At 62.2% G+C, this 14,636-nt stretch carries 16 protein-coding genes; 5 read left to right on the forward strand and 11 right to left on the reverse strand.

Going from position 1 to position 14,636, the window contains the following annotated elements; translation table 11 throughout:
* Positions 1 to 1,051: 1,051 nt before the first annotated feature.
* On the forward strand, positions 1,052 to 1,441 hold the full coding sequence (locus D460_RS35550; protein WP_081619999.1) for a VOC family protein: 390 nt from the start codon (positions 1,052 to 1,054) through the stop codon (positions 1,439 to 1,441).
* Between the two features lie 198 nt (positions 1,442 to 1,639).
* Here D460_RS35550 and D460_RS0128450 read toward each other — a convergent pair whose 3' ends face one another.
* Positions 1,640 to 2,521, reverse strand: a complete 882-nt coding sequence (locus D460_RS0128450) for a LysR substrate-binding domain-containing protein (RefSeq protein WP_026283637.1) — start codon at positions 2,519 to 2,521, stop codon at positions 1,640 to 1,642.
* Between the two features lie 99 nt (positions 2,522 to 2,620).
* Here D460_RS0128450 and D460_RS0128455 point away from each other — a divergent pair, with 99 nt between their 5' ends.
* A complete protein-coding gene (locus D460_RS0128455) occupies positions 2,621 to 3,559 on the forward strand; it encodes an AEC family transporter (RefSeq protein ID WP_018902016.1) in 939 nt (312 codons plus the stop codon).
* Positions 3,560 to 3,769: 210 nt separating this feature from the next.
* Here the strand turns inward: D460_RS0128455 and rnhA are convergent, their stop codons facing one another.
* The 5 genes from rnhA to D460_RS0128480 all read right to left on the reverse strand — a co-directional run bounded on the left by rnhA (position 3,770) and on the right by D460_RS0128480 (position 7,605).
* Positions 3,770 to 4,210 (reverse strand): ribonuclease HI, encoded by a 441-nt coding sequence (gene rnhA, locus D460_RS0128460; RefSeq protein ID WP_018902017.1) that lies wholly within the window; start codon positions 4,208 to 4,210, stop codon positions 3,770 to 3,772.
* Positions 4,207 to 5,172 carry a homoserine kinase gene (locus D460_RS0128465; RefSeq protein WP_018902018.1) on the reverse strand — a complete coding sequence of 322 codons (966 nt, stop codon included), beginning with the start codon at positions 5,170 to 5,172 and terminating at the stop codon, positions 4,207 to 4,209. The genes rnhA and D460_RS0128465 overlap by 4 nt, the downstream gene beginning before the upstream one ends.
* 237 nt (positions 5,173 to 5,409) lie before the next feature.
* Positions 5,410 to 6,411: a 4-hydroxy-3-methylbut-2-enyl diphosphate reductase gene (gene ispH, locus D460_RS0128470; RefSeq protein WP_018902019.1), complete on the reverse strand. Its 1,002-nt coding sequence runs from the start codon at positions 6,409 to 6,411 to the stop codon at positions 5,410 to 5,412.
* 62 nt (positions 6,412 to 6,473) lie between these two features.
* Positions 6,474 to 7,229 carry an SURF1 family protein gene (locus tag D460_RS0128475; protein WP_026283638.1) on the reverse strand — a complete coding sequence of 252 codons (756 nt, stop codon included), beginning with the start codon at positions 7,227 to 7,229 and terminating at the stop codon, positions 6,474 to 6,476.
* Positions 7,222 to 7,605 (reverse strand): DUF983 domain-containing protein, encoded by a 384-nt coding sequence (locus tag D460_RS0128480; RefSeq protein WP_018902021.1) that lies wholly within the window; start codon positions 7,603 to 7,605, stop codon positions 7,222 to 7,224. The genes D460_RS0128475 and D460_RS0128480 overlap by 8 nt, the downstream gene beginning before the upstream one ends.
* 121 nt (positions 7,606 to 7,726) lie before the next feature.
* Between D460_RS0128480 and D460_RS0128485 the strand changes: the two genes are divergently transcribed.
* Positions 7,727 to 8,368 carry a chloramphenicol phosphotransferase gene (locus D460_RS0128485; RefSeq protein ID WP_018902022.1) on the forward strand — a complete coding sequence of 214 codons (642 nt, stop codon included), beginning with the start codon at positions 7,727 to 7,729 and terminating at the stop codon, positions 8,366 to 8,368.
* Between the two features lie 66 nt (positions 8,369 to 8,434).
* On the opposite strand, the gene D460_RS0128490 is transcribed toward D460_RS0128485, so the two are convergent.
* The 3 genes from D460_RS0128490 to D460_RS0128500 form a co-directional block, all read right to left on the reverse strand.
* The gene (locus tag D460_RS0128490; RefSeq protein WP_018902023.1) at positions 8,435 to 8,803 is read right to left on the reverse strand and encodes a hypothetical protein; all 369 of its coding nucleotides are present in this window, start codon (positions 8,801 to 8,803) and stop codon (positions 8,435 to 8,437) included.
* Between the two features lie 129 nt (positions 8,804 to 8,932).
* Positions 8,933 to 9,364 (reverse strand): Imm50 family immunity protein, encoded by a 432-nt coding sequence (locus D460_RS0128495; protein ID WP_018902024.1) that lies wholly within the window; start codon positions 9,362 to 9,364, stop codon positions 8,933 to 8,935.
* A 188-nt stretch (positions 9,365 to 9,552) separates the two neighbouring features.
* Positions 9,553 to 10,755 carry an MFS transporter gene (locus D460_RS0128500; RefSeq protein ID WP_155947876.1) on the reverse strand — a complete coding sequence of 401 codons (1,203 nt, stop codon included), beginning with the start codon at positions 10,753 to 10,755 and terminating at the stop codon, positions 9,553 to 9,555.
* 107 nt (positions 10,756 to 10,862) lie between these two features.
* Between D460_RS0128500 and D460_RS0128505 the strand changes: the two genes are divergently transcribed.
* Entirely contained in the window at positions 10,863 to 11,804 is a 942-nt protein-coding gene (locus D460_RS0128505) for an AraC family transcriptional regulator (RefSeq protein WP_018902026.1), read from the forward strand.
* Positions 11,805 to 11,843: 39 nt separating this feature from the next.
* A complete protein-coding gene (locus D460_RS0128510; RefSeq protein WP_245267828.1) occupies positions 11,844 to 12,035 on the forward strand; it encodes a hypothetical protein in 192 nt (63 codons plus the stop codon).
* A gap of 1,051 nt (positions 12,036 to 13,086) precedes the next feature.
* Here the strand turns inward: D460_RS0128510 and D460_RS0128520 are convergent.
* Both D460_RS0128520 and D460_RS0128525 read right to left on the reverse strand, forming a co-directional pair.
* Entirely contained in the window at positions 13,087 to 13,965 is an 879-nt protein-coding gene (locus D460_RS0128520; RefSeq protein ID WP_018902028.1) for a cytochrome c oxidase subunit 3, read from the reverse strand.
* Positions 13,966 to 14,022: 57 nt separating this feature from the next.
* Positions 14,023 to 14,628, reverse strand: a complete 606-nt coding sequence (locus D460_RS0128525; RefSeq protein WP_018902029.1) for a cytochrome c oxidase assembly protein — start codon at positions 14,626 to 14,628, stop codon at positions 14,023 to 14,025.
* Positions 14,629 to 14,636: the final 8 nt, after the last annotated feature.

The raw sequence follows: 14,636 nt of genomic DNA on the forward strand, positions 1-14,636 counted from the left end.
CGAGATGGCTTTTGCCGACATCGATTCCGGCACAGATCATGCTATTATCGGTCATCTTCGTCGTCCCTGTCTTGGATACGAACCCCAAGGTTCCTGCAACCACACGGGCCTGATGAAGAGCCGGTTGCGATCCTGCTCCCCACAGCCCCGAACGGCTGAGAAGGTGACGATCCGACAACCAGCTGCCGGGCGGGTGGCCACCCGCCCGGCAGAAACAACTATCTCATATTTTGATCATCCAAGAAGGTGCCCGAAGGGCGGATGAGGGGGCCACTGGCGCTGACATTAGCCATTTTCAAAACTCCCACCCCACAAAACAACATGCCTCTACCCCGGCAGGTTTTACCCCCGGTTGATACGGCACTGGTTCGGACGGGGCGCCAGAAGCTGCCTCGTAAATAGTTTAGTTTTATTGACACCTTCCGGCGCCCCGTTCGGCGGTCTGCTATCGTGTCCTGGTTCCTTTACCGGGTGATCGGCATCTTTTCAGAGATATGCTCGCGGGATTGTTCTTGTTCTTGAGGCTTTCGCTTCCCGGGCATCCCGAATGGGCCGTCTTGATCGACGCCGGGAGGGCCTCCGCGGACCTGTCGCCCGCAGCACCCCGGCGCCGTTCCGCAAAACCCTTTTGAGGCTCCACGGTCGGCCAGTCGCCGTCCCTTATGTGCATAGGCGCGTGGTGTCGGCGAACCGACCTTCGTACCCGCACACCAGCTCTTCACTGGCGGGACCATTCCGCGACGCCCCTCGTTTCACCCTGCGTCAGGGGTTTCCCGAAAGCGCCGGTCCCATCTCGCCGGTAACGCAACCGGTGTATCCGAAGACGGGACGGGGTGAGTTTGGCGCAGGCGGTGGGTATGGGGAAAATGTGTGGTGTAAGTGGTTGATATTTGGGATGTGGGGGTGTGGTTGCGAGGAGCAACGCTGGCATGCGCGACGTGATCGACTAGTGATGATCACTACCGGGCCTAAGCGGTCGTCAATTCATTGACGATCAAGCCGCCACGATCTCTAAATGCTGGGGATCAATGACATGCGAGGAACCTGAGATTTGCAACCTTTGACAATCCGCGTCGCGCGACCAAGTGATGATTTGGAAGCCCTTCGCCAGTTCTACTGTGCCGGTCTCGGCCTCGAGTTGCTTTACGAGTTCGCAGGACACGATGGCTTTGACGGCATGATGGTCGGCCAGCGTGGGGTTCCGTATCACTTTGAGTTCACCAAGAAGGTAGGGCACCCTGTCGGCCGTGCCCCGACCGAAGACAACTTGATCGTCTTCTATATTCCTGATCCGATTGAATGGAATGCATCCGTCGACCGTATGGTCGCGTCTGGGTTCCCGCCTGTTACCGCGCTTAATCCCTATTGGGATCGAAACGGGAAAACCTTCGAAGACCCAGACGGCTACAGAGTTGTTCTCCAAAACGCTGCTTGGGATTAGGCCCATGACAATGAGCCCGATTGACTGATCGTCGGTTCTAAAGTGTGGCCCCCTCACCCTACCCTCTCCCCGAGGGGAGAGGGGGATGGCGCAGAGGCTGCCGCTCTTCCCTTCTCCCCTCGGGGAGAAGATGCCGGTAGGCAGATGAGGGGGCGGCTGGCGCTCAGTCGGCTGCTTGATCAAGCCTCCTCGGCGCGTTTACCCCCCGCCCAACCTCTCCGCCACCTCAAACAGCGCCGGCACCGCCGGATTGCTCGACGCAGCCGACGCACAAAGAACGATGTCGAACTCCGGTGCATCCAAAATCGGCCGCGAGACCAGCCCTTCCGCCAGATCCGCACACAAAGACTGCGGAATCAGTGCGATGCCCAGGCCTTCGGCGACGAGGCGGATGATGGTGTGCTGCAGGCGGGGTTCGAGGGCGAAGTGCGGGACGACGCCTGGGGAGGCGCAGTAGTTGCGGATGGCGTCGCGGAGCGTCGGCGTCACGCTTGCGGGGGCGGCGATCAGGCGTTCGCTTGCGAGGTCCGTTGGGCCGGCGATCTCGAGTTTCGCCAGGCGGTGATCTCGCGGCACGATCAGGCGCAGGCGGTCGCGGGCGAGAAGCGTGGTGCGCAGATGCGTGGCCGGGCTGCCGCCGAAGGTGACGGCGGCGTCGAGGCGGCCTTCGATCAGCATCTCCTCGATATCGGTGGGTATGCGCTCCTCGAGCACGAGGCGGACATCGGGGCGCTTTTCGGAATACAATCGCACCAGCGCCGGGACGACGCTGTAGGCGGCGTTCATCATGAAGCCGAGCTTCAATTCGCCCTTCACGCCCGATGCGACCAGCTGCACATCGCGGCAGGCGGCGTCAAAACGCTCGAGCACCGCGCGGCACTCCTCGAGAAAATGCCGGCCCGCCGCCGTCAGCGCGACGTTGCGGGAATTACGCTCGAAAAGGCGGGCGCCGAGCGTCTTCTCGATCGCGGCGATCTGCCGGCTGAAGGGAGGCTGGCTCATGTTCATGCGGGCCGCCGCGTGGCCGAAGTGCAAGGTCTCAGCGAGCGCCACGAAGTAGCGCATGTGGCGCGTGTCCATTTCATACCTCTGAGGTATCGATCAGCGATGATATCGACATTGGATTATATCGATATCAGGGGCTAGACAATGGTCTTTGCAACCTGAGTTCCCTCCCCAATGCTGACCAATCTCCTCATCGTGCTCCCGATCTTCGCGCTGATCCTGACCGGATGGATCGCGCGCAAGACCGACGCGCTCGGCCCCAATGCGACGCGCGAGGTGAACCGGCTGGTGGTCTATCTGGCGCTGCCGGCCCTGCTCTTCGACATCATGGCCAACGCGAAGCTATCGCAGATCTGGCAGCCGGGTTTCATCCTCGCCTTCACCTCGGGCTGCGCCATCATCTTTTGCGCGACGCTCTGGTGGCGGATGGCGAAGGGCCGGCATCTGGCGGATGCGGCGATCGACAGCCTCAACGCCAGCTACGCCAATACGGGGTTCGTGGGCTTTCCGCTGGTGCTCTCGATCGTCGGCGATAACGGCATGGCGCCGACGCTGATCGCGACGATCGTCACCGTCTGCGTGCTCTTCGCCGTCGCCATCGTCTTGATCGAGGGCGGGCTGCAATCGGAGACGCGGCGGCGCGATATTGCCCGGAAGACATTCCTGTCGCTCGCCAAAAACCCGCTTTTGATCGCGCCGGTGCTGGGGGCGCTGTTCATGGTCTCGGGCGTTTCGCTGCCGGCGCCGGTGCATGCGTTTCTAAAACTTCTCGGCGGGGCCGCCTCGCCCTGCGCGCTGATTGCGCTTGGGTTGTTTCTAGCGGGATCAAAGGCCGGGGCGGCGACCGAGCGGGCGGCGACTGCGGGGATTCTGGTCGGGCTGAAGCTGGTTGCGCAGCCTTTGGTGACATGGGTCATAGCCGGGCCGCTGCTGCATTTGCCGCCGGTTGCGGTGCATACCTGCGTGTTGCTCGCGGCGCTGCCGACGGGGACTGGGCCGTTCATGCTGGCGGAGTTTTATGGGCGCGAGGCGAGTTTGACCGGGCGTGTGGTGCTGGCTTCGACGGTGCTGTCGATTGGGACGATTTCGGCTTATCTGGCGGTGGCGGGGTGAGGAATGATTGGGGCGAGCGGCCCGCCACGAGTCCCTTCTCCCCAGCGGGGAGAAGATGCCGGCAGGCAGATGAGGGGGGTGCGGGTGACAGGTCTAAGATAATGATTCTGATGGATAAGTTGGAGCCTGGAGCCCCCTCATCCGACCCTTTGGGCCACCTTCTCCCCGCTGGGGAGAAGGGGAAGTCGAGCAAGGGAAGACGCCCCCGCCCTACCGCTTCTTGAACGGCTCCATGCCCTTGCGCGCCAACTCATCGGCGCGTTCGTTTTCCGGGTGGCCGGCGTGGCCCTTGACCCAGTGCCACTTGACCTTGTGGCGCTGGTTGGCGGCGTCGAGAGCCTGCCAGAGTTCGCCGTTCTTCACCGGCTTCTTGTCCGCGGTTTTCCAGCCGTTCTTCTTCCAGCCGAAGATCCACTTGGAGATGCCGTCCATGACGTATTTGCTGTCGGTGTGGAGATCCACCTCGCAGGCGCTCTTTAGCGCCGTCAGCGCCGAGATGGCGGCAAGCAGCTCCATGCGGTTGTTGGTGGTTTCCGCCTCGCCGCCGCAGAGCTCCTTTTCGACCTCGCCATAGCGCAGCACCGCGCCCCAGCCGCCGGGGCCGGGATTTCCGGAGCAGGCGCCGTCGGTGTAGATGTCGACGTGCTTCATGGCGTGAGCCCGTATTCGGCGGCGGATTTGATCTGCCGGTGGAAGCGCAGCTTGCGCAGGTATTCGAGCGGGTCCTTCTTCGTCACCATCGCGCCTTCCGGCGTCATCAGCCAGTCGTAGAGGCGAGTGAGGAAGAAGCGCAGCGCCGAGCCGCGCGAGAGGATCGGGAGCGCCGCCAGTTCGGCGTCGCTGAGCGGCCGCACGCTGGTATAGCCTTCGAGCATCGCCATGCCTTTGGTGATGTTATAGGCGCCGTCCTTTTCGAAGCACCAGGCGTTGAGGATGATCGAGACGTCGTAGGCGAGCAGATCGTTGCAAGCGAAGTAGAAATCGATCAGGCCCGAGAGATCGTCGCCCAGGAAGAAGACGTTGTCGGGGAAGAGATCGGCGTGGATGACGCCGGAGGGGAGATCCTTCGGCCAATGCGCCGCGAGATGGTCGAGCTCGCCGCGGATTTCCGCCTGCAGGCCCTTCTCGACTTCGTCTGCACGGGCTTGCGCCTTGTCCCACAGCACCTGCCAGCCATCGACGGAGAGCGCGTTGGGGCGCTTGAGCTCAAAACCTTCGCCGGCGATGTGCATGCGGGCCAGCGCTCTTCCGACTTCGCGGCAATGCCTGGCTTCCGGCTTGCGCAGCCACATGCCTTCGAGGAAGGAGATCAGCGCCGCGGGGCGGTCCGACAGCTGGCCGAGCAGCGCGCCATCCTTGCGCGGCAGCGGCAGCGGGCAGGACAGGCCGCGGGCGGAAAGATGCTGCATCAGGCCGAGGAAGAACGGCAGGTCGGTCTTTTCGACGCGCTTTTCGTAGAGCGTCAGGATCAGCGGGTCCTTCGACGTGTGCAGCAGGAAGTTGCTGTTTTCGACGCCCTCGGCGATGCCCTTGTAGGACAAGAGCGTGCCGGCATCATATTCCGTCAGGAACCACTTCAGATCGTCTTCGGAGATATCGGTGTAGACTGCCAAGGCGGGCTCTCGTTTTCAGTTTGGTGCTTCGGTCGGCTTCGGGCGGTGCAAATGATACCCCCCTCTGCCCTGCCGGGCATCTCCCCCACAAGGGGGGAGATTGGATGGGGTGAGCGTCTTCCCCAAACAATTGTCGTTGGCGATGGCGCAGGGAGCAAGCGGCTGGCCGATCTCCCCCCTTGTGGGGGAGATGTCCGGCAGGACAGAGGGGGGTGGCCCCACCCTCCAGCCCAACGATTACCCGTTCACGAACGCCATGTCCGCCGTCGTCAGCTCGATGTCGCGCAGTTCGCGGTTGACGAGGAAGTGCTCGTTTTCCTGAACAGTCTCGGCAAGCTCGACGCGGGCATCGAAACGGGCGCGAAACGCTTCGATGATCTCGTTGACGATGACCTCGGGGGCCGAGGCGCCGGCTGACAGGCCGAGCGTGCCGACGTGGCCGATATCGTCCCAATCGAGCTCGGAGGCGCGCTGTACCAGGATCGATTTCTTCGCCCCTGCCCTCAGCGCCACTTCGACGAGGCGCTTGGAATTGGACGAATTGGGCGCGCCGACGATGATGAAGAGATCGCAGCCGGGGGCCGCCTGTTTGACGACTTCCTGGCGGTTGGTCGTGGCGTAGCAGATCGAATCGGCCGCTGGCGCCGTCAGGTTCGGGAAACGCTCCTGCAGGCGGGCGATGACGCCGGCGGTGTCGTCGACCGAGAGCGTGGTCTGCGTGACATAGCCGAGATTGTCGGGATCGACGGGCTCGTAGAGATCGACGTCGGCGATGGTTTCGACCAGCGAGACGGCGCCTTCGGGCAGCTGGCCCATGGTGCCGATCACTTCGGGGTGGCCGGCATGGCCGATCAGGACGACGTGGCGGCCGAGCTTGTTGTGGCGCATGGCCTGCTTGTGGACCTTGGAGACCAGCGGGCATGTGGCGTCGAGATAGAAGAGGTTGCGAGACGTCGCATCCTCGGGCACCGATTTCGGCACGCCATGGGCGGAAAAGACCACCGGCTGGGCGCGATGCTCTTCCGGGATCTCGTTCAGCTCCTCGACGAAGACGGCGCCCTTGGCTTCCAGGCCTTCGACGACATAGCGGTTATGAACGATCTCGTGCCTGACATAGACGGGCGCGCCATAGGATTTCAGCGCCAGAACGACGATCTGGATTGCCCGGTCGACGCCGGCGCAAAAGCCGCGCGGCCCGCAGAGCCTGATCGTCAGTGGAGGTTTCGCCGCAATATTCATGTCTTTTCCGGTTAATGCAGATGTGCGTCTCTAGCCCAATATAGGCACGAATTGAAGCGATACTATTGCGCCGGCGGATTGCCGCGCTTGCGGAAGCGCGCGACGACGACGATCACGACCAGCGTGGCGGCCAGACCATACCAGGTGAAGGCGTATTGCAGGTGGTTGTTGGGCAGGTCGACCTCGGTGACGCCGCCGATCGGCATGCCCTTGGGATTGGGCGTATCATCGGCATCGACGAAGAAGGGCACGACCGCGGCCTTGTCGAGCCCGGTGCTCGAGGCCATGACGTCGAGGTCCTTCCAGTAGAAGATGTTCTTGGCGACGTCGTTATCAGGCACGATCCAGGAGGGCTTGCCTGATAGTTTGCTGCGGGCGAGACCGTTGACGGTCTGCTCACCCGTCAGCTGGCCCTGCATGCGCATTTCCGGTTCCTTGTTGTCGTAGGGCACGAAGCCGCGATTGACGAAGACATCTCGGCCGTCGGAAAGCCGCAGCGGCGTGTAGACGTAAAAGCCGGTCTGGCCGCGCCAGGTGGCGAAGAAGTGGCGTTCGCGGCTGTTGTCGTAGACGCCGGACAAAGTGACACGGCGGTATTCGATATCCCCGCCCTTGGCGGCCATGGCCTCGATATCGGAGAGCGGGACCACGGGGGCTGCGAGGCGCGCGGCGATATCGGCGAGCAGGCCTTCCTTCCAGTGCAGCCGCTCGACCTGCCAGGTGCCGAGCGCAATCAGGATGGCGAGTGCTACGAGAACCGCGATGGCGGTCAGGACGGATCGTGTGCGACGGGGGGCGGCGGCTGTGGCATCAATCACGGGAGAGACGTCCTTCACGGGCATTGTGGCGATACTGCATGGCGATCAGGATGCCCTTGCACCAACGCAGCGCCAGCAGCGAGAGGATGATCGTCAGCGGCGCGAAGAGCAGGATATGCAGCCAGATCGGCGGCGAATAGTTCACTTCCAGCCACAGCACCGAGCCGATGACGATGAAGCCGACGATCAGGATGACGAAGACGGCCGGGCCATCGCCGGCGTCGGCAAAGGCATAATCGAGACCGCAAGCGGCGCAACGCGGCTTCAGGCCCAGCAAACCATTGAAAAGCTTGCCATTGCCGCAGCGCGGGCAGCAGCCGCGCAGACCTGTTTTCAAAGAATCCACAGGCGGGAAATGCGCGCTGTCCTCGTTCATGCTATCCTCCCGACGCGGTGAGTCACCGCCTTAAAGTCACCCATAATGTAATCGCAATACGAAGTGAAATGCCTGCGCGATTTCGCCTCACTGATTCGCGCCAAACAAAAGAAGAAAATATATGTCCGAGGAAAACCCCGCCGCTCAGATCGTTATTCTGAACGGCGCACCGCGCAGCGGAAAATCATCGATCGCCAAGGCGATCCAGGACGAGTTCGACGGCCCGTGGATGAACATCGGCGTCGATGCCTATAACGCTATGACGCCCGATCGCTATCTGCCCGGCATCGGCCTGCGGCCCGGCGGCGAACGCCCCGATCTCGAAGACGCGGTGCCGTTCTTCTACGCCGCCCTCTACGAGACCATCGCCATCCATGTCGGCCTCGGCCTCAACGTCGTCGCCGATCTCGGGCACCACGATTTCTATTCGCAACCGCTCGGCATCCTGACCGACTGCGCCCGCAGGCTTGAAGGTTTTCCGGTTCTCTTTGTCGGCGTTCATTGTCCGCTCGACACCATCATGCGCCGCCGCGAGATCCGCATGCCGGGCCGCGAGGGGCTCTACGACCAGGCAAGCGCCGAAGACCCGATCCCCGATTCCGTGCAGCGCTGGCAGGACCACGTGCACCAGCCGGGGATCTACGATCTTGAGGTGGACACGTCGCTTCTGACGCCGCTGGAATGCGCCGAGATCATCCGGCAGACGCTGGACCTTGGGATACCCCGGCCGTCGGCGTTCGAGCGGATCGCGGAAGCGCGGTAGGGCTGGGCGAGAAAAGCGGGACGAAGGTCGCTTTGGCGGCGAGCGGACTGGCTCCGATCGCCCCGCTTACTCGCCGGAGACATAGTTGTGCCATACGCCATTCGTGATCGATCCAACGAGCCGGTCGCCGTTTCGCACTTCCAGCGTAGCGCCGGGATTATCAAACTGGACACGACAATAGGCTGCCTTGGCAAGGTCCTCTTGAAATTTGAAAGGAAGGGCCATCCAGCGCTGCCAATCGACCTGCATGGTGGCTGGGTGGCTCCCATAATCGACATTTGTCACGGCACTCTGGCTCGACCAAATGGCCAGTTTCACATCCGCTTCACGGCACACCACCGACGGCTCCGCTGACTTTGCCATGGTTTCGGCAAAGCCATTGCTTGCTAAAGCGAAGACCAGGAAGGTTACCAAAGGAAACCGCGCGGGCGACATCGATCACGACTCTCGCTTATCTTGAGGGCATGACACAAGCATGGCTCCCGATATGTGGCGCGATATTCATGTCCGCCGGGCCGAAAGCGGACCGCTTCGCGCCGCAAGACGGCGACCGCGAGAGGCCGACTATTTCTTCTCGGGCCTCCCCGGCACAAAGGAAATCATCACCTTCTTCGCTCTGATGAAGCCGTCCAATCCGTAACAGGGGAGCAATTCAATCTCCATGTCCGTCTCCTCTTCCGGCATGGCATACCAACCAGCGCGGCCTCTATCCGTCGCACGTTGAAGGTGGAGGCCACCGATGACGTTCTGGCGGCTAAAGCCATCCAATTCGAGGTCCATGATGTCGGTGATCGCGAAGGTCACGACCGCATGCTTTTTCAGCACGATGTAACCGCGCGAATCGACCTCATCGGTCATGACCCAGCCATGTATCCTCAGTTCGCTGGTCCCGGTTCTATTCAGAGAAAGACTGATGATTTCGGCATCGTGAAAGGTCGGAACCTGCCCGAACCATCTCAGAAGCTCGTCGCCGCCGGCCACATCTGAATAAGTCATGGAGCCTCCCGAACATCGCGTGGCTTCACACTATCAATTCAGGGTGAGTTTGCAATCTCTGCCTGAATCTCGCCGGGTGACTGCAACGAGCCGCGAGCTCTCACGACAAAAATATGGAGCCACCTCTCGATGGCTCCATATCCGTGTTCGCCGCGAACCTTCCGACCCGCCTTAATCAATCGCCTTCATCACCCCGCGGCAACCATCCTGCGGCGGCTGGCGACGCCGATCAGGGTGGCGCCGAGAAGGGCTGCGATGCCGGCGAAGGCGAAGACGCCTGAGGCCCCCTGGACATCGACGATCAAGCCGCCAAGCACGGCGCCGCTCGAGATCGCGACCTGAAAGGTCGTCAGCATCAGCGCCCCGGCGCTCTCGGCCTCGTCTGCGGCAGCCTCGGTGATGAAGCTCTGAACGCTGACCGGCAATGCGCCGAAGGCAAAGCCCCACAGGGCTGTGGCGACCGCAGCCAGCGCCGGTGCTTCGCCTGCGAAGGCAAGCAGGAAGGCGGTGACGGCAATGCCTGAGGCGGCAAGCGTCATGGCAAGCGTGGTGTTGCGCTCGGCGATCAGGCCGCCGGCGATATTGCCGATAAAGCCGCCGACGCCGAAGGCGAGAAGAATGCCGGAAATCGCCTCGACGCCGAAATGCGGCACCGTTTCAAGAAACGGGCGGATGAAGGTGAAGCCCGCGAAATGGCCGGAGACGACGAAGAGGATGGTGACGAGGCCGAGCCGGATGGCCGGACGGCGCAAGACCTGGGCCATCGTGCCGAGACCGCCCGAACCTGTCGGCGGCATGGCCGGAAGCGTGAACGCCTGGACGAGGAATGCGACGACGCCAAGCCCCGAGGCGATCCAGAAGGCCGCGCGCCAGCCGAAGGCCTCGCCGACCCAGGCGCCGACAGGCGCGGCACAGACGGTTGCCGCCGACACGCCGGTCATGACGATTGCCATGGCGCGCGGCATCAGCCGCTCCGGCACGAGGCGCATGGCAAGCGCCAGCGACATCGCCCAGAAACCGCCAAGCCCGACGCCGAGCAGCGCGCGTGAGAGGAGCAGCGTCACCAGCCCGTTTGCCGTGGCGGCGATGAGGCTCGATATGATGAGCAGGCTTGTGAGCGCGAGCAGCGTGTAGCGGCGGTCGAAGCGGGCCGTGCCGAGCACGATGCCCGGCCCGGCCAGCGCGCCGACCACTGCTGTCGCCGTCACCGATTGACCGGCGGCGCCGAGGCTGACGCCAAGGTCATGCGACATCGGCGTCAGAAGGCTCGCGGGTAGAAATTCCGCCGTCACGAGCCCAAATACACCAAGCGACAGCGAAACAACGCCTGCCCATGCGGCAGGTGTCTCGCCCTTCGCGGCTGGATGGTTGATCTCTGAGTGAATGTTCATATGCATCTCCGTCATTTCTGCGGCGACGCTACGCTCAAGCATCTGGCGTTTCCATGCTGGAAAAGCTATAAAGCATAACAATTCGTCCAAACCTGCCGGAGACCATGATGACCGATCCACTGACCGAGATGCTGCGCGGGCTGCGGCTCGATGGCGTCGAATATGGTCGCTGCCAGCCGTCAGCACCCTGGGCCACGGCCTATCCCGCCCAGGCGGAAGCGCGATTTCACTTCCTCGCGGCGGGCAGCGCCTATCTGCAGGCGCCTGATGGCGCGTGGACCGAGATGCGCCCCGGCGACGCCGTTCTCCTGCCGCGCGGCGATGCGCATGTGATCGCGAGCGAACCGGGCATTTCGCCGACCCCGGTCGACTGCCTCCCCCGCAAGCCGCTCTGCGATGGCATCGTGGACCTGCAATGTCCATGCACCGACAGCAATAACCTCATCTTTTTCGCGGTCATGCGCTTCAATGTCGACAAGCGCCATCCGCTTCTCAACCTGATGCCCGATGTCATGCGCACCAGCGATCTCGCCAAGAGCGAACCGACGATCCCGCCGCTTCTCGACGCCATGATGCGCGAGGTCGAGATGAACCGGGTGGGCGCCGGCGGTATCCTGTCGCGCCTTGCCGACGTGCTGACGGCTACGATCATCCGCACATGGGTGGAGCATGGCTGCGGCGACGCAAGCGGCTGGCTTGCCGCCGTGCGCAACCCGGAAGTCGGGCGGGTGCTGGCCGCCATTCACCTTGATCCCGCGCACGACTGGAGCGTGAACGAACTGGCGCGCCACATGGGCGCCTCGCGCTCTGGCTTCGCCCAGCGCTTCGTCAGCGTCGTCGGCGAAACCCCGGCGCGCTACGTGGCGCGGATGCGCATGCACCAGGCCCATGAGTGGCTGCGCGAGGGGCAGCGGGTGGCGACCGTCGCCGAACGGCTTGGGTATGATTCGGAGGCGTCCTTCAGCCGCGCGTTCAAGCGCGTGATCGGTGCTTCGCCGAGCCATTTTCGCGAGAAGCGGAATGGTGCCGTTGCGCCGGTTGCCGGTTGAGGTACTCCGATGAGCCGATTTGACGATACCGAAAACGCCTTGATCGGACGGCTGCGCGCGCTCAAGGCCAAGCCTGACGTGACGATCAACCTGCTGGATGTTATCGACCGGCTGGGCGTTGATGGGTTCACGCCAGGGGAGATCAAGGCTGTGTTGCGGGCGCTCGAGCAGGACGGAGCCATTGCCTTCGCGACCGCGAACCGGATTTTGATTCTCAAGGAATTGGCGTGATTGGACGCTTATTGGGCGGTGGGGTTGCGGCCGGTCACTTGTGAAAGTGGAAGACAGCTTTGGGCCAGAAGCGATCATCCTAGAAAATAGAGCAATCTCCAATTGAGAATGCTCACAACCAACCCAGCCAGAGCGCCCAGCGGTGTGAATACCAACACCCCAATAGGGCCTGCGAGTTCATAGCCAAGCCAACCACCGAGGATCAGCCCGATTGTGCTTAGAATGATCGTAATTGCTTTGTGCAATTTTCCCATGGCACAAATCTAATTGTCGCAGATGTCAGGATCAATGAGCGCTTCGGGCCAGATGTGGATATTGCTAGCTATCGGCGAGAACCTTATTGTGGCGACACGTGAATGTTGAAAACGGTTGCTCGATTGAAACCACCTGCCTGGCAGATCATTCTTTTTGCGGCTGCAGTTGGGCCACTACTCGGCATGCTTCTGCTGGTTGTTCCATTCTGGTTGAGGAGCTGGGAAGCAGCCGGGGTTCTGCTGGCGATGGGATATGTGTTTGGTCTCGTGCCGTCGGTCGTGGGCGGCGTGTTGTTCTCCATACTGCGCCATCGCTTTGGATCTGGATTTCGCTGCGCCGGTTTTTGCGGTGGATGCGCGACTGCTCTCTGCGCAGCATGCGCATTGGCGTATTCCGGGGCCGGGCACGTTTAGAGGGCCGGAAATACTTTCATCCCCGATGCTATATATCAGCGGCATTTGTGGGGTCCTTCCGGCCCTCGGCACCCGGCTCTTGGCCCAATATCTTGCGCCAGATGCGTTTGCGACGCCTTCGCGGACGCCCCGTGGTTAACCTCAGCATCCGGAGCCCCCTCATCCGCCCTTTGGGCACCTTCTCCCCGCTGGGGAGAAGGGATAAGCGGCGCCTCTGCGGTCTCTTCCCCTCTCCCCTCGGGGAGAGGGTAGGGTGAGGGGGCCCGCTGGTGAGACGAAGCTAAGGGTCGAAAACCTCTGAAACAAAAAAAATGCGGAGCCACCTCACGATGGCTCCGCACTTGCATTTCAAGCAGTCTCTGCGACCTGTCTTTCCGCAGCCGTCACCCCGCCGCGAGCGGTGCGCCCCAGCCACCCCAGACGTAGATCGAGAAGAACAGGAAGAGCCAGACCACGTCGACGAAGTGCCAGTACCAGGCGGCGGCTTCGAAGCCGAAGTGTTGCTTCGGGGTAAAATCGCCGCGCATGGCGCGGATCAGGCAGACGATCAGGAAGATCGTGCCGACGAGCACGTGGAAGCCGTGGAAGCCGGTCGCCATGAAGAAGGTGGCGCCGTAGATCGAGTTCTTGAAGGCAAACGGCGCGTGGGCGTATTCGTAGGCCTGGACGCTGGAGAACAGGACGCCGAGCAGCACCGTCAGCGTCAGACCCTGGATGAGGCCCTTGCGGTCGTTGTGCAGCAGCGCATGGTGCGCCCAGGTGACCGTGGTGCCCGAGAGCAGCAGGATGACGGTGTTGTAGATCGGCAGGTGCCAGGGGTCGAGCACCTCGATGCCCTTCGGCGGCCACTGACCACCGGTGAAGGCCAGACGCGAGGCCTGGATGGCTTCGTGCGGATAGAGGCTGGCGTCGAAATAGGCCCAGAACCAGGCCACGAAGAACATCACCTCCGAGGCGATGAACATGATCATGCCGTAACGCAGGTGCAGCGAGACGACGCGGGTGTGGGCGCCGTCATGGGCTTCCTTGACGGTGTCGGCCCACCAGCCGAACATCACGTAGAGCACGACGGCAAGGCCGATGAAGAACAGCCAGGGATGCGCCCATTCGATGCCGAAGATGTGCAGCGAGCCGCCATTGATGTAGCGCATGAAGCCGACGCCGCCAAAGGCCATGATGAAGGCGCCGATCGAGGCCAGAAGCGGCCACGGGCTCGGATCTATGATGTGATAATCGTGATGTTTCTGATGCGCTTCGGCCATTTGGACTCCCCCGGACCTATCCTCTCCGCTCCGGCTTAGCCGGAAACGAACCCAGTATCAAAGTTTCTTTTCAAGCGTTTGCGTTCCATCCTCGCGCGAAGCCACCGGCTTCGGTCCTTCCTTCGGATAGAACGTGTAAGACAAGGTGACCGTGTGAATATCCTTGGATTCCACGGCCTTGACGATATCGGCGTCGATGTAGAACACGACAGGCATCTCCAGCTTCTCGCCCGGCTTGAGCTCGGTCTCGTTGAAGCAGAAGCACTGCACCTTGTTGAAATAGACACCCGCCTCGCCCGGCGTGACGTTGAACACGGCCTGGCCGCGCGAGGGTTTGTCGGACTTGTTGACGGCGGTGAAATTCACCTGGATCGTTTCGCCGATGCGCGGATTAACCTCGCGCTCGACGGGCTTGAACTCCCATTCCAGCCCGGGCGCGACGTTGGCATCGAAGGTGACCCGCATCTTGCGGTCGAGGATGACCGAGGAGGCCTGCTCGACGCGCTGCGTTGTGCCGTTATAGCCGGTCAACTGACAGAACATGCGATAGAGCGGCACGGCGGCATAGCTTGCCGCGCCCATGCCGAAGACGAAGGCAAGGCACATGAAAACGACGGCGCCATTGTTGCGCGGCTTTCTCGGCGTGCTTTGCGCTTCGCTCATCTCATGCC

It is taken from the genome of Rhizobium sp. 2MFCol3.1 (assembly GCF_000377565.1).
Lineage (GTDB): Bacteria > Pseudomonadota > Alphaproteobacteria > Rhizobiales > Rhizobiaceae > Rhizobium.